Annotated in this window: 16 protein-coding genes; 6 read left to right on the top strand and 10 right to left on the bottom strand. The window is 56.6% G+C overall.

Features of this window, described 5'->3' with window-relative positions; all coding sequences use genetic code 11:
- The first annotated feature begins 1 nt into the window (after nt 1).
- Entirely contained in the window at nt 2–1,819 is a 1,818-nt protein-coding gene (locus B2590_RS00645; protein ID WP_197061340.1) for a choline/carnitine O-acyltransferase, read from the top strand.
- Nucleotides 1,820–1,911: 92 nt separating this feature from the next.
- On the opposite strand, the gene B2590_RS00640 is transcribed toward B2590_RS00645, so the two are convergent.
- The 4 genes from B2590_RS00640 to B2590_RS00625 form a co-directional block, all read right to left on the bottom strand.
- Nucleotides 1,912–2,514, bottom strand: coding sequence for a cysteine hydrolase family protein (locus tag B2590_RS00640; RefSeq protein ID WP_199480758.1), 603 nt, complete (start codon nt 2,512–2,514; stop codon nt 1,912–1,914).
- 167 nt (nt 2,515–2,681) lie between these two features.
- Entirely contained in the window at nt 2,682–3,602 is a 921-nt protein-coding gene (locus B2590_RS00635; protein WP_286810362.1) for a BamA/TamA family outer membrane protein, read from the bottom strand.
- A 35-nt stretch (nt 3,603–3,637) separates the two neighbouring features.
- Nucleotides 3,638–4,414 carry a hypothetical protein gene (locus tag B2590_RS00630; protein ID WP_286810360.1) on the bottom strand — a complete coding sequence of 259 codons (777 nt, stop codon included), beginning with the start codon at nt 4,412–4,414 and terminating at the stop codon, nt 3,638–3,640.
- A 130-nt stretch (nt 4,415–4,544) separates the two neighbouring features.
- Entirely contained in the window at nt 4,545–4,919 is a 375-nt protein-coding gene (locus B2590_RS00625; protein ID WP_126811825.1) for a hypothetical protein, read from the bottom strand.
- Between the two features lie 110 nt (nt 4,920–5,029).
- On the opposite strand from B2590_RS00625, the gene B2590_RS00620 reads away from it, so the two are divergent.
- Nucleotides 5,030–5,599, top strand: coding sequence for an NnrU family protein (locus tag B2590_RS00620; protein ID WP_036209321.1), 570 nt, complete (start codon nt 5,030–5,032; stop codon nt 5,597–5,599).
- A 4-nt stretch (nt 5,600–5,603) separates the two neighbouring features.
- On the opposite strand, the gene B2590_RS00615 is transcribed toward B2590_RS00620, so the two are convergent.
- Both B2590_RS00615 and B2590_RS00610 read right to left on the bottom strand, forming a co-directional pair.
- Nucleotides 5,604–6,497, bottom strand: a complete 894-nt coding sequence (locus tag B2590_RS00615; RefSeq protein ID WP_136633181.1) for a sigma-70 family RNA polymerase sigma factor — start codon at nt 6,495–6,497, stop codon at nt 5,604–5,606.
- A 25-nt stretch (nt 6,498–6,522) separates the two neighbouring features.
- Complete coding sequence (locus B2590_RS00610; protein ID WP_136633182.1) at nt 6,523–6,975, bottom strand: carboxymuconolactone decarboxylase family protein; 453 nt, start codon at nt 6,973–6,975, stop codon at nt 6,523–6,525.
- Nucleotides 6,976–7,119: 144 nt separating this feature from the next.
- Between B2590_RS00610 and B2590_RS00605 the strand changes: the two genes are divergently transcribed.
- Nucleotides 7,120–7,965, top strand: coding sequence for a DUF72 domain-containing protein (locus tag B2590_RS00605; protein ID WP_286810358.1), 846 nt, complete (start codon nt 7,120–7,122; stop codon nt 7,963–7,965).
- Nucleotides 7,966–8,335: 370 nt separating this feature from the next.
- On the top strand, nt 8,336–9,628 hold the full coding sequence (locus B2590_RS00600) for a hypothetical protein (protein ID WP_286810357.1): 1,293 nt from the start codon (nt 8,336–8,338) through the stop codon (nt 9,626–9,628).
- A 12-nt stretch (nt 9,629–9,640) separates the two neighbouring features.
- Here the strand turns inward: B2590_RS00600 and B2590_RS00595 are convergent, their stop codons facing one another.
- Nucleotides 9,641–11,584 carry a sigma-54-dependent Fis family transcriptional regulator gene (locus B2590_RS00595; protein ID WP_286847777.1) on the bottom strand — a complete coding sequence of 648 codons (1,944 nt, stop codon included), beginning with the start codon at nt 11,582–11,584 and terminating at the stop codon, nt 9,641–9,643.
- Between the two features lie 377 nt (nt 11,585–11,961).
- Here B2590_RS00595 and B2590_RS00590 point away from each other — a divergent pair, with 377 nt between their 5' ends.
- Nucleotides 11,962–13,764 carry a flavin-containing monooxygenase gene (locus tag B2590_RS00590; protein WP_286811884.1) on the top strand — a complete coding sequence of 601 codons (1,803 nt, stop codon included), beginning with the start codon at nt 11,962–11,964 and terminating at the stop codon, nt 13,762–13,764.
- 60 nt (nt 13,765–13,824) lie between these two features.
- On the opposite strand, the gene B2590_RS00585 is transcribed toward B2590_RS00590, so the two are convergent.
- The 3 genes from B2590_RS00585 to B2590_RS00575 form a co-directional block, all read right to left on the bottom strand.
- Complete coding sequence (locus tag B2590_RS00585) at nt 13,825–15,435, bottom strand: BCCT family transporter (protein ID WP_007152688.1); 1,611 nt, start codon at nt 15,433–15,435, stop codon at nt 13,825–13,827.
- 129 nt (nt 15,436–15,564) lie between these two features.
- Entirely contained in the window at nt 15,565–16,422 is an 858-nt protein-coding gene (locus B2590_RS00580) for an EamA family transporter (protein WP_036209310.1), read from the bottom strand.
- Between the two features lie 186 nt (nt 16,423–16,608).
- The gene (locus B2590_RS00575) at nt 16,609–17,490 is read right to left on the bottom strand and encodes an AEC family transporter (RefSeq protein WP_286811885.1); all 882 of its coding nucleotides are present in this window, start codon (nt 17,488–17,490) and stop codon (nt 16,609–16,611) included.
- 260 nt (nt 17,491–17,750) lie between these two features.
- Between B2590_RS00575 and B2590_RS00570 the strand changes: the two genes are divergently transcribed.
- A complete protein-coding gene (locus B2590_RS00570) occupies nt 17,751–18,563 on the top strand; it encodes a gamma-glutamylcyclotransferase family protein (RefSeq protein ID WP_007152691.1) in 813 nt (270 codons plus the stop codon).
- The last annotated feature ends 5 nt before the right edge of the window (nt 18,564–18,568 follow it).

The following is an 18,568-nucleotide window of genomic DNA, read 5'->3' as shown; positions in this document are numbered from 1 at the left end:
AATGCAAAAGCCTGACAAAACAGCCAACATGCCAGGGACTTTTTCCAAAGAGGCAGACCTGCCCCGAGTTAAACTTCCTGGATTGCACCAGAGTGCGGAGCACTTTCTCGACTGGTGTCGCCCCTTGCTCACCAGCGCAGAGTATCAGGAAACCGTTACATCCGTGGCAGAATTCCTGAAGTCTGATAGTCCCTCACACACACTGTACTCAGCACTTGAGGCGTTCGATCAGCGCAGCGACGTATACAGTTGGCTCGACAAGTTCTGGCAATACCGATATCTGGGACGGCGTGACCGAATCGCCCTCAACGCCAATTTCTTCTTTCTTTTCAAGGAAACCGGAGAACCTTCTGTTCATCGGGCGGCAACGCTGGTTGATCGTGCGGTAGCCTATAAACAAGCGCTTGATTCAGGTCAGGTTCCGGTGCACATGCAGCGGGGAGCTCCCCTATCCATGCGCCAGCACCAGTTTCTGTTTTCAACCACACGTATCCCCGGGGACCCGCTTGATACCGTACGCGCGCCATACACACCAGAGTGGCCGGGGCCGTCCAGTGCGCGGCATATTCTGGTGTTCCGTTACGGGCGAATGTTTCGAATGGACGTGCTGGACGTCGACGGTCAACAAATACCACAGCGTAAGATTCAGTCCGCAATCGAGATTATTCTGGCGGCTTCAGAGACACATGCAGCTGTGGACATGTCGGTTGGTCATCTGACGACCAAAGCCCGTGCCGAATGGGCAGAAAGTCGGCAACAGCTGCTGAGCATTTCCCCGATCAACGGCGAGTCTCTGGACAGTATTGAACGTGCCTTGTTCTGTCTGTGCCTGGACGACATTCAGCCCCAAACCACCCTTGAAGCGTGCAACCAGTTGCTCAGAGGTAATGGCGGTAATCGCTGGTTCGACAAATCTCTATCCCTGGTAGTCATGGAGGACGGTAACGCCGGCATCAACATCGAACACTGTGAACTGGATGGCACGACCGCACTAAGCTTGGTAGACAGTCTAATGGAGACTCCTACAAACCCATCGAACTCATTGGGGCAGGACAACGACAGCTCCCCTACGCTGATATCACCCGTTGAATTCGTCCTGAATGACGCATTGAGAAAAGACATTCGGGAAGCCGCTACAGAATTCTCACATTACGCAGCTAGCATGACATCTACCACGGTTTCACTGGACACTTTTGGAGCCAATCGAGCAAAACAGCTTCACGTCTCTCCGGATGCTTTGGTGCAATTGGCTTTCCAACTCGCCCATTACCGTGCGAAAGGTTTTATCGGGCCCACTTACGAGTCAATCGCCACCCGTCAGTACCGTCATGGGCGGACCGAGGCCATGCGCGTCGTCACTCCTGAAATACTTCAGCTTGTCATGGCTATGGAAAGCTGCGACACCAGCGACGAAGAATGTCGCAGCGCACTAGTGGCAGCAGCAAAAGCGCATGTCGCAAGAGCAAAATCCTGCCAGATGGGTGACGCACCGGAACAGCTTTTATGGGAACTACAGCTCATACAACAGCGCGATGGCAAGCGTCTCGGCGCGCACCGACCACTGGCACTTTATGACTCTCCGGGCTGGCTCACAATGAGAACAGACGCCCTGAGTACCAGCTCGGCACCTTCAGAACACATTCAACATTTTGGGTTTGGTTCAACCAGTGAAACCTGCATTGGGGTGGGATATGTATTACTGCCAGGCAGTCTCAGAATCTACTTAAGCACAGCGAATACGGTTGCCAGCGAAATGGACGCTTTTGCCGAATCAATTCCCAAGGCGCTCGATGAGCTCTGCAACCTGCTGCAGCCATAGGCTTATTGTTCCTGGGTGGCTGGCCCAGCTCTTAGTATGAGCTGGGCGTTCAAGTGTTTCGCTAACTCACCAAGCGCCCAGCCATTGATCAATCAAGCAGGTAAATCCGTTATCTTGTCCACAACTGCGGCGTAAAGATCCCTCGTTGAAGCCAATGCGCCGTCATGCACTTCCTGCGCGGACAGTACCTTGCCATTTGCCGCCTTCAGGGAGCGGGTGGCCGTTGCACTGGCGACCACGGTAGGTGCATACCCCAGGTTGAACCCACCATGGGCGGTTGAGTTGATGCACATGTGCGTCATAAACCCTGCAAGGATGAGGTTTTTAATACCCTTAGCTTTGAGCTGTTCATCCAGATCGGTTTGCACAAACGAATTTGGAAAGTTTTTGGTAATAACCGGCTCGCCGTCTTTCGGCGCAACCGCGTCAGCAATGGCGCCAATGCGAGCACTAACGTCATAGGGTGAGCCTGGGCCAGCATCGTGGCGAATATGAAACACCGGGATACCTTCGCCGCGGGCCAGTTCCAGAAGTTTCCGGCCCTCTTCCATGGCTTTGTCAGCCCCCTCAAGCTTCATGACGCCTTCAAGGTAGGTATTCTGGTAGTCGATCATGATCAGAGCAGATTCGGAAAGACTTGATGGGGCCAGGCTAAGGCCGTTCAGCTCTCTGAGCGTTGTTGATGCTGAGGTCATTGGTGTTCTCCAGCGTCCGGCGTTTGGTTCTAAAGCACGAGCGTATTCGATATGGCTCGTGCAGTCTATGAGACGAAGAAGCCGTTTCTATGAGTCTTTAGCACTACCTCGCTTTAGAATCAGATCGTTTTCACCAATCGCTGCTCACAGGCAACATGACTATCGGTCTAGAACCGCGACCGCCCCCGCAATAGCACCTGCACCTGGTCAACGCTGTCGCCTCCCGCCAGCGGGAAGGCAAAGTCCAGGTGCAGCATTCGCTGTACTTCTATCCGGCTTGAAGCCAACCTGAGGCCAAAACCCACATCTGTCAGTACGCCGTCATCGGGTCCGTTATTGCGACCATCATCAAACCAGGCTCTGCCTACATCGGTGAAAATCACACCCCCCATGCGAAACAGCTCGAAAGGGTGCCAGTCCGGGAAGTAACGGCGCTCCAGTGTCCACAGCGCTCTTCTGTTGCCCTGCTGGTAGTTGCTCGGATAACCACGAAGGCCATTGTCACCGCCAATAAGAAGCTGTTGATCCACGGTCAAATTGTGCGCTGCCGTGAACGACAGGTTGGTGTACCAACTGTTCCAATCCACTGCCCCGCCATGAAAGTACTCCAGGCTCAGGGTTCCGATAAGGTTCTCGAAACGGTGCTGGTCAAATCGCCAGGTGCCGCTCTGACTGAACCCGTAGCTGGCGTAGTTGGTGTCAGTGGCCAGCAAAGCATCCCGGAAGTCCATATTCAGTACGGCGCGGTCTTCCGTCGCTCCAAGTCCCGGCGAGGAGTACCCCAGCTCGGTACGCCACACAAAGCCGTCCCGCACGTCCTCGACCCGTTGCAGACGAGTCAGGTTTGTCATTTCCCGGAAGCGGTTCTCACGGTAGTCAAACCCGACCCATGGGTAGCTCAGTGTCCGATCATCGGGCAGAAGGTCCAGATTGGTTTCATCCGGTAAGCGCTCAAACGCCCGAGCATCGTAGCGAAAACCGGCAAGCAGCCTTAACTGGCTGCCATTGCGTTCTGCCAGTCGCCAGCCGACATCAACACTGGCAAAATCGCGGTCCTGCCGATAGTCCGCAATTGCCTCCGCCCCCACATAGCGGGATTGTTCGCGAATGTCATCCTCACCACTCAGGCCAAATCGCCACTCCGCCAGCTCACTGTAGAATGGACGTCAAGGTACGCACTGCGACCGCGCCCATCACTGCGCTTATCGTAGGAAAGGCCTGCCTGCCAATGGGAGCCAAGCACGTTCGGATCATCGAAATCGACACTGGTCTCGCTGCGGTCGGCATCTTTTTTGTGGGAAATCCCCACGCTCTTGCCGGAACCCAGGAAATTCGGATCAGAAAGGCCGGTGTTGGTTTTATTCTCGCCTCCCGTCCTGGAAGCACCAACGCTCGGCAGTAACGTCCAGGTGTCACGTGCAAAGACAGTGACTTCCAGCTCATTCCCGCAAACGCGGGTAACACCGATCCACGCGGCCGTCAGGTACTCACTCTGCCGCAATATACGTTCGGATTCGTCCAGCGTACCCGGTTGGTAAACGTCACCTTCGTCGAACACCAACTGGGCACGCAGGGCCGATTTCCAGGTCGGGGTATTTAGAGCGTTCAGCGTGCGATAAAGAAAGTTATCCTGTTCCGGATCGCTGGTATCGAAGATCGGGCGCCGAATAATGTTTATTCGGCCGATTCTGGCACCTGCCGGAATATCCAAGTCGCTCTGGCGAGCCAGTTGATCCCGGGGCTGGTCAAGATCAATGGCGTCCGGCTGGATTTCGCTGACAATACAATTGTCGGTGTCAATTTGCGCCCAAGCGATCTGACTGAAAGAGAGAGTCCCAGCAATAAAGAGGGCTCGGCTTTGGAGCCGGAGGACACTATCGAGGCATTGAGTACGGGTCATCGTCTGGCCACAGAACACGGAAACTCACTATGGTGTTGATGTTACCCCACTATAGTGCCGATTCAGGTGTTCGTCCGGGATACTCGCATAAAACACCGTCCATACATCCTGTACGTCATTGGTTAAAAGCTTATTCAACCAATCCGGACTGCGGGACAAGGCAGTTCATCGCGCTGAGGGCGACATCTCGGAACACCTGTTCCGAGGCGATCACACTCGGAAAACGATCATAAACCGCACGTCGGCAGGCCGATGTACGGGTCTCCCCTTCACTGACGCACGTCGAATGAGCCCCGGAGTCCGAATCCTGTCCAGTCGCGTCCTCACACAACACGGGGAGTTGGCGAACGACCCAGTCCATGGCTACGCTAAGTTCGACTGGATTATCCGCAAGGTTGGCAAAACGGCGGGCATCCGCGGGTTGCGGGCGCTCCCGGGTCTGCTCCCAAAGTACGAACAACAGGGCTGCGGAAACCAATACGACCGTGACTTTTGGAAACTTCATGGGGCCTTCTCAATCCGGTAAAACAGGCTCCGGATGATAAACGCTTGAGGCTGCCCTGTCCCGGTTTGCGCAACTATACTGTCTGGAATTTCTCAACGGAGCATGGGTAAATGGCAACACTGATCGTTGGTCTGGTTTTATTTCTTGGCGTGCACTCTCTGTCCATCGTCAACGAACCGCTGCGCAATCGCCTGCATAACTCCCTTGGCGAAGGGGCGTTCAAGGGGCTTTACTCGCTGGCCGCATTGGTCGGTCTGGTTCTGATCGTTTGGGGGTATGGCAACGCCCGCCTCGACCCGACCGTCATCTACACATCTCCAGGCTGGCTCCGGCACCTGGCCATGCTCCTTCTGATTCCGGTCTTTCCCCTACTGCTGGCCACCTATTTTCCGGGCAAGATCAAGGCAAAACTTGGGCACCCAATGCTCGTCGCGGTCAAGCTCTGGGCTTTGGCTCACTTACTCGCGAACGGGATGCTGCACGACCTGTTGCTGTTCGGCTCTTTCCTGGCCTGGGCCGTGGTGGATCGGATCTCCTTGAAACGCAGAACCCAGCGGCCGATTGCGACCCTGCCGGCCAGCAAAGCGAACGATGCCATAGCGGTTGTTGGTGGCCTTGCGGTTTATGCGGTGCTGGTAATGTGGGCTCACCAATGGCTCTTCGGGGTGGCGCCAGTGTGACACCCTAAACACGCAACTCTGGCAGGTGGCCGGCCAAATGCCGTAGTTTGTCCGGGTTGCGCACGACATAGACCGACTGGATACGGCCATCCACCACATCCAGTGTCGTGATCTGTGGCAGCCCATCCTGTTCGATGGTCAACCATCCCGGTAGCCCATTCACGAAAACGGCTTTAACCCACCGAGGGCTGGGCGATGCAGACTTGCGCGCCACGCCTTCAAAGAACCGGCTGATCCTGTCGGCACCAAGAATCAAGCGCCGCGCTGCAATCCTCTTTCCCCCACCATCGGTATGCAGTATGGCGTTCTCACTCAGCAGCGCCTTCAACGTTGCCACATCGCCACTGCGGGCGGCGTCGAAGAATCGATCGGTCAACTGATTATGCTCGCTTGAACCCACCTCATAGCGCGGGCGCTCAGCCTGCACACGTTTCCGGGCGCGGCTTGCGAGTTGGCGGCAACTGGCTTCACTGCGTTCCAGGCTCACAGCAACCTGGCTGAAATCCAGCCCAAATACATCGTGCAACAGGAACGCAGCACGTTCCAGGGGAGACAACCGCTCCAGCGCCAACATCAGGGCAAAGGACACATCACTGGCAAGCGCCTCGGCGCCTGCCGGAGTGTCCTGACTTTCGACTATAGGTTCCGGCAGCCAGGGACCATCATAGACCTCCCGCTGCCGATGAGCGGCGCGAAGGCGATCAAGACAAAGCCGGCTGGTGACCGTGGTCAGGTAGGCCCGCACATCATCGACTGACAGGTGATCGGCATGGTGCCAACGCAGGTATGCATCCTGCACCACATCCTCTGCCTCCGTCACCGAACCCAGCATGCGGTACGCGACGCCTGTCAGGTATCGGCGCCAGTGATCAAACTGATGCGCGGGCTGTTCATTCATGGCAATTGGTTCCCGGCGTACTTGGTTACAGTTTACGGTCATTCGGGTGAACCGCCCGAAAGCCCACGCTGATCCGGTTCCAGACGTTGATCGCACCGATCAGCAACGTCAGGTCGACGAACTCCTTCTCGGTGAAACGCGCTCGCCCCTGCTCGTAATCCTGACTGGGGGCACCGGTGTCAGCCACGTTCGTCAGTGCTTCGGTCCAGGCCAGGGCAGCCCGCTCACGAGGTGTGTAGAGCCCGGACTCACGCCAAGCGGACAGCAGGTAGAGCCGTGCTTCACTTTCACCGGCTTTGCGGGCATCGCTGGTGTGCATGTGCAGGCAATAGGCGCAACCGTTAATCTGGGATGCCCGGGTTTTCACCAAGTGGATGAGGCTGTGTTCCAGCCCACAACTGCCAACGTACTCCTCCAGCCGGGTCATTGCGGCGATGGCATCCGGGGAAGCCTTGTAGGCATTCAATCGCGTTTCCATTATCTTACTCCTCTGCATGGGGGGACACGAGGTGGCATCATGTCCACGTAGGTTCTACAGAGGTAGACGGGGCAGCCCTGATGTTTGTGACATACAGAGACTAATTTTTAGCAGACCCTTGATAAACGGTGGTAAAACGGGACCATGGCACAACCCTACTTTCTCGGCTGCCCCCAGTGGCAACATCCCGACTGGACCAGCCGACTCCCTCCCGGTCAGAGCCCACTGGCGCGTTACAGCAGTGCCCTCAATTGCGTGGAGGGCAACACCACTTTTTACGCCACGCCCAGCCAGGAACAGTGCCGACAGTGGCGGTCACAGGTGCCCGATGACTTTCGTTTTCTGTTGAAGTTTCCACGCCTGATCACTCATGACCGTCTACTGAGTGGCGCTGGCCGCGAAGTATCGGACTTTCTTGAGATAATTGCGCCACTCAACGATGTGCTTGGCCCCATTCTTCTGCAACTTCCCGCCAGTTTCGGGCCAGAGCGTCTGGAAAACCTCTGGCGATTTATGGATGCCCTGCCCCCGACCCTGATCTGCACCGTTGAGGTTCGCCACAGTGCGTTCTTTGACAAGGGGGAGGCCGAGAAAGCCCTGAATCGTGGCTTGAGAGAACGCCGCATTGCACGGGTGTGCATGGACAGCCGGGCACTCTTTGCCGCGACCCCGGATAACGAGGAAACACGCGATGCACAGCGCAAAAAGCCGCGAGTACCAGTGCATCTGCTCCCTGTGGATGCAGCGCCGGTGATCCGCTTTGTCGGCCATCCCGACCTGGAGGCCAACCGTCCGTTTCTCGCACCCTGGGTTGAGCGCGCAGCTGCGTGGATCGAGGAAGGGAAACGTCCCTATATTTTCATGCACATGCCGAACAAGGGCGATGCCCTTTCCCTGGCGGCGCTCTGGAATGAGTTGCTGAAAAAACGTGTGCCTACAGTGGACGCGTTGTGCCTTGACGCCACCCAGCCACAGATGGGGCTGTTCTGAAAGACACTGCGCCATTTGCTGTTTAAATTTGTAATTGCCAATAACGGCGCCGCGCCCAATCAACAGGTCTGACCATACAGGCGTTAGTATAAACGTTATAAATAACAGAAACTTAAGAAACCAAAATCGCCCCGAGACCATGTAACGCTCAGTCTCACCGTGTATCGCTCTGTAAGCGCCAACTTCCTGACGATTCTCACCCGAAAAACCCTGAACCAGACCGCATATAACCGAAAAATGCCGCTGTAAGATTCGTCCGAACTCGTCAATGAATTGGTGCGAAACAATGTCAACTTGCGGCAATAATCTAACGAAGCATGGACTGCTGACTCTATCTTTAGCGGTTCTGCTTTCGGGCTGCGGTCTCGACATGACGTCCTCAGACAACGCCACGACACCACAGTCAGAAGCGTCAACCACTCCGGCGGCTGAAACGGTTGAGCTTGCCGGCGCCGCCATGAAAGGCGTTATTCAACAAGGCCTGGTGACCGCCACTCGCCTGATATCCGACAAAGACGGCTACTATGCTCCACAGCGACAGGCCGCAAAACCGGTTTTGACAGCAAACGACGGTAGTTATGTGTGGCAATTGCGAGGAAAGGCGGACAGCTGGGCTTTGGTAGAACTTACCGCTGACAGTAATACTCGCATGACTTGCGACGTCGTTCCCCAATGCGAACGCAGCGGCGCCGAGCCGGTTGCCTTTGGCGACACCATGATGCTGGACGATAGTTTCAGTCTGCGCGGAGCCGGTGATCTTCGCATGGAGACCGTCAACCTCACGCCGCTGACCCATTTGGCCGTGGCGCTGGCTGAGCGTAGCGAGAACGGGCTCTCCCCCGATGCACTCTCTGGGGCCTATGAAAGGGTTGAAGGCTGGTTTGGCCTGGCAGCAGGCTCCTTGCGCCTCGACCCGCCAGACCTGACTCGCCTGGACGAGTTTAACGGCGTGTCTGCCGATGCCCTGCAGGTCGCCGTTGCCAATGCGGCTTTCCTTGCCCTGGTCAACAACAACGCCCAATGGAACAACATTTCCGATGTCCTGAACAACGTGGCAACCCAGATTCTCGAAACCGGCCAGATCAGCCTGATGGGCGACGGCGAAAACATCGCTCTGGCCGATCTCGTGTCTGCCGCGGCAGTGCAGGCCTCTGAGCTGCAGGCCGAGGTGGACTCGAGCGTCATCAGCCAAAGACTCGTGGTGGCCGAATACCGCTACGTACAACGCTTCAAGACCATTGCAGAGGTATACGGCGAAGACGACACAAGCGTTGTCGATACACCAGAGCCCGATACCAGTGACGACAACAGCACTGGAGATACTGTCGCCGACAACGGAACGGACAACGACACCAGCGAACCGCCGGCCCCCGAGCCAAGCCCCGAGGACACCGTTCCGACCAACGCAGCCCTGCTAAGCTGGACCGCGCCGCTCACCAGAGAAAATGGTGACAGTCTCGCGATGGGCGAAATTGCCGGCTTTGAGGTGGTTTACGGCAACAGCGAGGACAACGTGGACCAAAGCCTGGCCATTGGCGACGCCTCTATCGACGAGTTGCTGGTGGACGAACTCACCGAGGGCACCTGGTACTTTGCTATCCGCACTCTGGATACGGATGGCAACCGCAGCCGGTTGTCAGAGGTGGTCTACAAGCAGATATAATGCAGCGTAGACTTATATTTTGCTTTGGAACCTCGGCGCCTCAATCGCCTGCTGCTGCATCCAGCGATAGATAGTCGGGCGTGACACTCCATAACGACGTGCGACCTCAGAGACGTTCCAGCGGTATTTCTTTAGTGCCGCCAATAACGGATCGCTCTCGTCGGGGTCGACATCCCGCTCAACGCTCGTTGCCGCGATCGCAGGATCTCTCAAGCACTCGTCTGGTAGGTCATTGGCCGTGATCTGTCCATCGTCGCAGGTAGCTTCTGCAAACGCCAGTGCATTAACAAGCTGACGAATGTTACCCGGCCAGTCGTAGGCAAGCAGCGCACTCATCGCATCTGCCCGGATTCGAACATCGGGCAGCTGTCCCTGGTCGATCAGGTGTGTGAGTACCCGGTTAATGACATGCTGTCGGTCAGCCCTTTCTCCCAGAGAGGGCAAGCGCAGCGTGGCCCCATTCAGCCGGTAATAGAGGTCAGCGCGGAACGCACCATGTTCAATCAGTTGGCCCAGGTCCTGGTGCGTGGCGGCTATCACGCGACAGTTCACTTTCACGGGACTGTCGGCGCCCACTGGCAGAATTTCGCCTTCCGCCAGCACCCGCAGCAGCCGGGTCTGGAGCTGCAGGGGCATATCCCCGATTTCGTCCAGGAACAATGTCCCACCATCCGCCTGCTGGATCATTCCCCGCATTCCTCTGGCCCGCGCACCGGTAAACGCGCCCGCCACGTACCCGAAAAGCTCGCTCTCGATCAGTGACTCGGGAATGGCTGCGCAGTTTACGGCAACAAACGCCCGTCGGGAGCGGTGGCTGGACTGGTGTATTGCCCGGGCAAGCACTTCCTTGCCCGTGCCGGTCTCACCCAGCACCAGCAGCCCGACATCTCTGTTCCTCAGTCGTTTGGCAAGACCAAGAGTTCGCCTCATGACGGGGTCATCCGCTGCCAGCGCATCTAGCTCAGGCACAGATTCATCAGTGGGCAGGGCGTCAGAAGATGCGGAAGCCGTCGACTTGATCCTAGGCTGGATCAACGCTGCAAAAAAGGTATTGCCACTGATGCAGTGCCTGAACGCCCTGACCTGATCATCCTGATCGTAAGGGATGCTCCAGATGTCCCTTAACTCGCATTCAAACAGGCTGGTCAGCTTGGTATCGCTGCCGTTTCCATGGCTCCACATGAGTGAACGACCGGCTGTATTGGCGGCCTCCACGCACCCATCCTCGTCAATGGCGAACAGGTACTGGCCATTTACCTGCACAAACTCCCGCGAGGCATCACACCGGAAGACCGTCTGATTGCGATAACGGCGGAGGAAATAGGCGTCCTCAATCATGCGGGCGTAGAGCTGGGTAAGGTGCAGTGCAAACGTCTGGCTGCTGTGTGGATCAGGCGAATCCAGAGCCGAAATATCGAGTACCGCAAGCAGGTTGCCCAGCGGATCAAGAATGGGCGCCGAGGTGCAGGTCAAGCTTATATGGGTTGCATCGAAATGGTCGACCCGGTGACATGTCAGGGCCTGCCCCTCTTCAATACACGTACCCACAGCACAGGTGCCCGCGTACTTCTCACTCCAATCGGCCCCCAGGTACAAACCGGCTTTACGCAAACGTTGGTCAGAACGCCGATCCCCCAGAAACTGCACGGTAATGCCCCGGTGATCCGTCAACAACAGCACATAACCCAGCTTTGCGATATTCATATACAGTTGCTCAACGCCGGCCCGAGCCACGTTGAGAAATTCATCGACCGAGTCCTGATGCTCCCTCAGGGTTTGATGAGTCACGATCCGGGCACGACGCGGCTGGCTCGGGTCCAGTCCGTACTCGTCAATACATCGCTTCCATGAGCGACCAATCAGTTCGGACTCCGGAGATAAAGCCGCACACACGCCTTCATCCGTATAACTTAGAATCGTATCTATGTGGCGCCGCTGTGCCTGTTGCATCGTCATGCCAAGCTCCTGCATTGCTCTGATATTGTTGTTGTCATTTACGATGAGATACTGCTTCGTCGTTCTGACAGCCTATACCGGATTACCCGGCATCAACATCCTCCTTTAGTGCCTGAGTGATCGTTACACCTGTAACGCATTTACAGGCAATCGCATTACAGCCGTAATGCCAGGGCCTTCTGCCACATAGCTCCGCCACCCCCTCCTCCTTTCACAAAAATCCCTGAAACCCCTTTATTTCAGATACCTGGAAAATAAAAAGCCCTTGGAGACCGATGTGGCACGTCATCTGCTCCGTTCCTATTAGCGTGTTCAACAACGCACCGGGGATCAAAGACTCCCCGCCAACAAAAACAATGGAAATCTGGAGAACCGTGATGACCGAAACCCAAATCACCCCCACCCAACGAGTTCAGCAGTGGCTTGACGGGTTCAGCGAGATACTGCAGTCGAGCGATCCTGGAAGGGCGGCGGAACTGTTTGAAGCAAACGGCTTCTGGAGAGATCTTGTTGCAATAACCTGGAACATAAAAACCCTGGAGGGCCGGGACCATATCCGCGACATGCTGGAACAGACCTCGAAACATGTCCTCCCCAGCAATTGGAAGGTTGCCGAAGACGCGACAGAACAGGACGGCGTGACCGAAGCCTGGATTACCTTCGAAACCAGGGATGCTCTGGGTAAAGGGCACATCCGGCTTCGCGATGGCGGTGCCTGGACCCTGCTGACCACCATGCAGGAATTAAAGGAGTTTCCCGAGAAGAAAAACTTTCTTCGACCCAAAGGCGCTCAGCATGGAGCGACCAAGTCACGGAAAACCTGGCTTGAGGCAAAGCAGGACGAAGAACAGGAACTGGGATACAGCCGCCAGCCCTACTGCGTGATCATCGGCGGTGGACAAGGGGGCATTGGCCTGGCCGCCCGTCTGCGGCAACTGGACGTGCCAACGATTGTGATCGAGCGAAACCCGAATCCAGGCGATTCCTGGCGCAACCGCTACAAGTCTCTTTGCCTGCATGACCCGGTCTGGTACGACCACATGCCTTACCTGCCGTTCCCGGACCACTGGCCCGTTTTCGCGCCGAAAGACAAAATCGGCGACTGGCTCGAAATGTACACCAAGATCATGGAGCTCAACTACTGGAGCTCAACAGAGTGCACGGGGGCGCGCTACGATGAGGCCGGTCAGGAATGGGTCGTGGAGGTGGTTCGGGACGGCGAGAAAGTCACCCTTCGCCCCAAGCAGCTCGTGCTGGCTACCGGCATGTCGGGCATCCCCAACATACCCGATATTCCCGGAATGGACAGTTTTGAAGGCGAGCAACACCACTCCAGCAAACACCCCGGTGGCGCTGCCTATAAAGGCAAGAAGTGCGTAGTCCTGGGCGGAAATAACTCCGCACACGATATCTGCGCTGCGTTATGGGAGAACGACGCCGACGTCACCATGGTTCAGCGTTCATCAACCCACATCATCAAGTCCGACACTCTGATGGAGCTGGTGCTAGGCCCACTCTACTCCGAAGAGGCGGTACAGAACGGCATGACCACAGAAAAGGCCGATCTCACATTTGCGTCGGTGCCCTTCAAAATCATGCCCGATATGCACATCCCGGTTTACGAGCAGGTCGCCGAACAGGATGCGGACTTCTACAGTCGGCTGAAGCGAGCAGGGTTCCTGCTGGACTTTGGCGATGATGGCTCAGGGCTGTTCATGAAATACCTGCGCCGTGGCTCAGGCTATTACATCGATGTCGGTGCATCCGAACTTGTCGCCCAGGGCGAAATCAAGCTTAAAAGCGGGGTCGGTATTGAACGCATCAACCCCCGATCTGTCACCCTGACGGATGGCACCGAACTGCCGGCCGATCTGATTGTTTACGCCACCGGCTTCGGCTCCATGAATGGCTGGGCGGCACGAATAATATCCCAGGAGGTCGCCGATAAAGTTGGAAAGTGCTGGGGTATGGGATCAGATACCACCAAAGACCCTGGCCCCTGGGAAGGTGAGCTGCGCAATATGTGGAAGCCAACGCAACAGGAAGCCCTCTGGTTCCACGGGGGCAACCTGCACCAGTCACGCCACTACTCGCTGTATCTCGCACTTCAACTGAAAGCCCGAAAAGAGAGCATCGACACGCCAGTGTACGGTATGGAAAACGTTCATCACCTTTCCTGACTCCAGGATGGCTGGCCTCGGCCAGCCATCAACAGTGATCAGCAACCAATTCAGGTCAGTTCACAACTGCTCTGGCCGCGGTGGACTGCCCACCCTCACTTCGCTGAGTTTCTCCTGGGCCAGGCCGCGGAACAGGGCAAACATCATGGCGAATACGAGGATGAACATCGGCAGGCCAACCACGGTGATCACTTCCTGCAACGCGGTCAGCCCGGCGTCACCGGCAAGTACGATCAGCATCGCTGCCAGCATGCCTTCAGACACACCCCAGAAAACGCGTTGATGCCAGGGGCCCGGGTCCGGCGAGCCCGTGCATAACATATCGACCACCAGGGAAGCGGAGTCCGATGAGGTCGCGAAGAAGATGGCGACAATCACAACCGCCAGGCCCTGGATCAACGTAGCCCCCGGAAAGTTTTCGAAGAACGCGAACATGGCCAGGGGAACACTCTCCCCTACGGCTTGTGACAACACCCCCGCCTGTTCGCCCAGCGCCTCCCTGGCCTCCGGCCCAATGCCATCGATCTGCATTGCTGACCAGCCGAAAATGGCGAACCAGATCAGGGTGAAGATTGATGGCGCGAACAGGACCCCGAGCACGAATTCACGGATGGTCCGCCCCCGTGAAATCCGCGCCACGAAGATGCCGATAAAGGGCGACCAGGTCACCGTCCAGGCCCAGTAGAATACCGTCCAGCTGCCCTGCCATCCCCAGCCGCCATCGTCGCCGGTATAGCTTGCAAGTGTGTCGTTCCAGAAGGCCATGGGCAGCAGGTTCGATATGTAGAGGCCAAACGTCTCAACCACGGCTCGCAGAAGGAAAACCGTCGAACCGGTGAAGAGCACGAATACCATCAGGCCAACGGCCATACCGATATTGATGTTGGACAACCGCTTCACACCCGAGTCCAGCCCGGCGACGATCGACCCCACAGCGACGGCCGTCAGGATGGCAATGATCAGCACCTTGGTGATTACCGCATCCGGAATGCCAAACAACTCAGTCAGCCCGGCGTTGATCTGCTGCGTGCCCAGCCCGATTGACACCGCCACACCGAACAGCGTGCCGAGGATCGCAAACACATCGAGAGTCTTGCCGAGAGGCCCGTATATGCGGTCGCCGATCAACGGATAGAACACCGAACTGAAGCGCATCGGCAGGTCGTAACGATAGATAAAATACGCAAAGGCAAGCCCCGGCATGGTGAAGATCGCCCAGGTGTGCAGCCCCAGGTGGTAGATAGCGAAGCTCATGGCATCGTCGGCGGCTTCGACCGAATAGGGCTCGACATTCGGCCTCGGCGGGGAAGAAAAGTGCGAGATGGGCTCGGCCACGCCCCAGAACATCAGCACGGTACCGATGCCGCCGGCAAACAGCATGGTGAACCAGGAAATATTACTGTAGGCCGGTTTCGCGTCGTTGCCGCCCAGCCGGATGGCGCCGAATCGGCTGAGCGCAACCCACAAGAGGAACGCTACCCAACTCGTCACCCCGAAAATGAAAAACCAACCCAGGTTGGTAACAATCCATTCACGCCCCGCTCCGAAGGCCTCTCCGATTGGGCCGGGCGCAATCAGGAGCACGACCAGAAACAGGATCATGATCCCAGCGGACGTGAAAAAGATGGTCGGGTTGGTCCTGAGACCCAACTTTTTTGCGAGAGCTTCCATGACGATTCCTCCCCGAGTCTTTCCGACAACATAGGAGCTAATCGAACGGCACGCCAAATTGTGGGCGAGATTTCATGCTTCTGAAGGCAAATGGCTATCGCCAGAGAACGCTGAAATCCCGGTTGATTACTACTGGGACTTGCTCGAATAGACGCTCAAGGCCGTCACTGTGACCAGGATGAGCCCCATGCCGAGGAACTGGACGCCGCCCAAGCTCTCATTGAGCAATAAAATGCCGAAGAGCGTAGCGGTAACAGGTTCGACCATCGCTACAACGGCAGCGACGGTTGGTACGGTGTGCTTGAGACCCACGATATAGCTTATAAAAGACACGCCACCACCGAGCACCCCCAGCGCAATGAACATCGGCCATTCCGGTGCACCCAGCACAGCAATGACCTGCACAAGGCTGGCTGGCCAGATCAGAACAATACCGAGCACGGCAAACGCGATCACCAGAGCAGCCTGAGGGCTGCCGTTCCTGGCAGCAAACTTGAAGCCGAAAATAAACAATGCATAGGACAACCCCGAAAGCAGGCCGGCAACCACGCCAACCCACGTAATACTGCTACCGCCAACGTCATAGATACCCGTGAGTAGAGCGATGCCGACAATAACGATGACAATGGCCACGCATTTGAACGGCGTCGGCTGCTCCAGCCCGATGGCAAAGGAAACCAGAAACACGAACACCGGGGCGCAATACATGAGGGTCACCGCGACGGCAACGCTGCCCTCGGAGATACTGAGGAAATAGAAGGAGAAGTTGCCCGCCACGCCAAGGCCGGCCACCGCCGCCCAGAACCAGAGCCGCGGCTTGGCCAATCCGCTGTTCCCAGGACATAGAATCAGCCAGACAAGTACAAACAGCAGGCCGACAATCCCCCGGTAGAACGAGACTACGAACGAGCCCCACCCTTCTGCGAGCAGGATGGCGCCGATACCACCCGAAAGCCCCCAGAAAAGGGCTGCAAGCGCTACAAGCATTGCACTTCTTGGCGCGCGGTCACCGGATTGTTCTGGCGTGTGATCAGTCAGAATACTCTCCCGCCCGGCCAAACGATTGCTGGTAGACACGGTTCATTCAGGGTGACTGCGGAAACTGGGCACCGTCAATACGTTGGAGCCGCAAGCCGACCTGATGTTCGCCGCAGCAATCCCGGGCGCTGCCCACTACGCAAACAGGGCAAAAATTACGGCAATCCCCAAAGAAACCAGCAACGACATTGGAATAGTCAAAGCGATCTCCTGCGACGGCCCTTGATAGCGCACCGACAGTACGTAGCTCATTACCGCCACCGGCATCGCACACTGAATCAGGAAAACCTGCGCTTCCATGGCGCTCAACGGCCAAATCAGCAACAGCACCCACGCAAGGGCTAGACCACCCAATGGCCGATACAGACTGAACACGAGAGGCCTTAGCATATCCCGCGCGCCTGACAGCCGCAGGTTGGCAATAGAGCTGCCCAATTGCATTAGCATTATCGGTACGGTAATCGAGCCCAGCATATCCAGCGTTATCATCACCGGTCCAGGCGGGCGAATGTTTGTCGCCAACAGAAAAGCACCTGCGATCAATGCCAAGACGGGCCCGTTCTTCAGCATTGCCCTGATGGAAAACCGCCCGGACAGGCAGCCGATTCCCAACGTAAAATGACTGACCTGAATCACCGAGGAAATCACCACCGCCAGCCCAAGCGACTGCGGACCAAACAGCGCAAAGCACACCGGAATCCCCATATTGCCCGTATTCGGGTGCACCAACGCCGGAAGATAGGACCTCACCGGCAGGCCAGCTAGCGTAAGCAACAGTGCAGTGACCATCGCCATGACGAACAGCCAGGCCACGGTAATGCCTACAAGGGCACCCATTCCTAAAATGTCCATATCCATGCTCAATACGGAGTGGAGCAGCAACGCGGGGATTCCAACGGTGGTAACCAGACCAGCCAATGCCTTGCCGTCAAAAAAATCGGTTTTTCGGCCAAGAATGGCCCCGAGGAGTATCAAAGACAGCAGAGGGACAAGGGCTTCTGTGAGATGCTGAATCATAGTGAATAAAGAGAGGTCATGGTTTCAGGCTAAAGGGAACGGGGTTTGGCACTTTCAATACTCGGGTATAACTTCAACGCGAGATCATAAATAATGATGCCATATAGACTACCATTAAGCCCCAATATCCCGGGGTAAAGGTAGCTCCGCGAAAACCGATACCTGGCCGTATTGCTGATAAGCCAATCTGCCACCGCCTTTGCCGTGGCAGGTTATAGAAAAGTACCTGAGGGCAGGTTAACCTGTAATCTATTGAATCTATGTTTTACTACTTTGGCTTTGGCTCCAACATGAGCATGCTCTCGCTGAGAGCGAAGGGTGTCGAGCCTCGGGCATCTACGAAAGCGGTGCTGCGCGGATGGCGGTTACGCTTCAACGTGCAGCACTTCTTCCGCCATGAGGGTGGTGTTGGCAACATCGAAAACACCGGCCACCCGGACGACCGGGTTCTCGGCGTGCTCCATGAATGCCCGGACGAGGCGCTTTCTCTGTTGGATCAGGCCGAAGCTTACGGGCATGGCTATAACCGCATAGAGATCGAGGTAGAGCCGGATAACCCTAGCGCGGCAATGGCCCCGAAAGTCTCTGCTCTCACCTATGTGGGCATGCCCCAGTTTATCGACAACGACTGCCGACCAAGCCGTCGTTACCTGAACATCGTTCTGGAGGGAGGCCGCCAGGCCGGACTGGATGGCAAATACCTGGAGTCACTGGCCAATCAGCCCATTCATCAACTTGATGAGTACCCAACGTTCGCGGCACCACCCGGAGACTACCCAACATTTGACCGGGCGTTGCTGGCAAAACAGCCGCTGTACACGGCCCTCTACGGGGCCGTGTTTGATATGTCCGAGGCGAGGCCTCTGCACCACTTCCTCAAAGGCTTTTTTGGAGGCAGGGACATGACGCTTTTTCACCTCAGACGGCTGGACAGCAGCAACGTTGATGAAACCATGGACGATATCCGGAACGGACGCCTCAACAAGGCCCAGAAGCGATACCTCAACGCCTATCTGAACGAATACGCCAGAGAGTATCGCTACGTCGGCCGCTATAACTATGATAAAGACTGAGGAGT

The organism is Marinobacter sp. UBA3604 (assembly GCF_002375325.1).
In the GTDB taxonomy this organism is placed as follows: domain Bacteria; phylum Pseudomonadota; class Gammaproteobacteria; order Pseudomonadales; family Oleiphilaceae; genus Marinobacter; species Marinobacter salarius.
This window is presented reverse-complemented; position numbering and strand designations above follow the sequence as displayed.

What these genes read in the sequence shown, in the direction of transcription:
- B2590_RS00640 (WP_199480758.1), bottom strand. Translation starts at nt 2,514, where the DNA reads ATGACCTCAGCATCAACAACGCTCAGAGAGCTGAACGGCCTTAGCCTG.
- B2590_RS00585 (WP_007152688.1), bottom strand. Translation starts at nt 15,435, where the DNA reads ATGGAAGCTCTCGCAAAAAAGTTGGGTCTCAGGACCAACCCGACCATC.
- B2590_RS00575 (WP_286811885.1), bottom strand. Translation starts at nt 17,490, where the DNA reads ATGATTCAGCATCTCACAGAAGCCCTTGTCCCTCTGCTGTCTTTGATA.
- B2590_RS00620 (WP_036209321.1), top strand. Translation starts at nt 5,030, where the DNA reads ATGGCAACACTGATCGTTGGTCTGGTTTTATTTCTTGGCGTGCACTCT.
- B2590_RS00605 (WP_286810358.1), top strand. Translation starts at nt 7,120, where the DNA reads ATGGCACAACCCTACTTTCTCGGCTGCCCCCAGTGGCAACATCCCGAC.
- B2590_RS00595 (WP_286847777.1), bottom strand. Translation starts at nt 11,584, where the DNA reads ATGACGATGCAACAGGCACAGCGGCGCCACATAGATACGATTCTAAGT.
- B2590_RS00615 (WP_136633181.1), bottom strand. Translation starts at nt 6,497, where the DNA reads ATGAATGAACAGCCCGCGCATCAGTTTGATCACTGGCGCCGATACCTG.
- B2590_RS00645 (WP_197061340.1), top strand. Translation starts at nt 2, where the DNA reads ATGCAAAAGCCTGACAAAACAGCCAACATGCCAGGGACTTTTTCCAAA.
- B2590_RS00610 (WP_136633182.1), bottom strand. Translation starts at nt 6,975, where the DNA reads ATGGAAACGCGATTGAATGCCTACAAGGCTTCCCCGGATGCCATCGCC.
- B2590_RS00625 (WP_126811825.1), bottom strand. Translation starts at nt 4,919, where the DNA reads ATGAAGTTTCCAAAAGTCACGGTCGTATTGGTTTCCGCAGCCCTGTTG.
- B2590_RS00590 (WP_286811884.1), top strand. Translation starts at nt 11,962, where the DNA reads ATGACCGAAACCCAAATCACCCCCACCCAACGAGTTCAGCAGTGGCTT.
- B2590_RS00570 (WP_007152691.1), top strand. Translation starts at nt 17,751, where the DNA reads ATGTTTTACTACTTTGGCTTTGGCTCCAACATGAGCATGCTCTCGCTG.
- B2590_RS00600 (WP_286810357.1), top strand. Translation starts at nt 8,336, where the DNA reads ATGACGTCCTCAGACAACGCCACGACACCACAGTCAGAAGCGTCAACC.
- B2590_RS00630 (WP_286810360.1), bottom strand. Translation starts at nt 4,414, where the DNA reads ATGACCCGTACTCAATGCCTCGATAGTGTCCTCCGGCTCCAAAGCCGA.
- B2590_RS00580 (WP_036209310.1), bottom strand. Translation starts at nt 16,422, where the DNA reads ATGCTTGTAGCGCTTGCAGCCCTTTTCTGGGGGCTTTCGGGTGGTATC.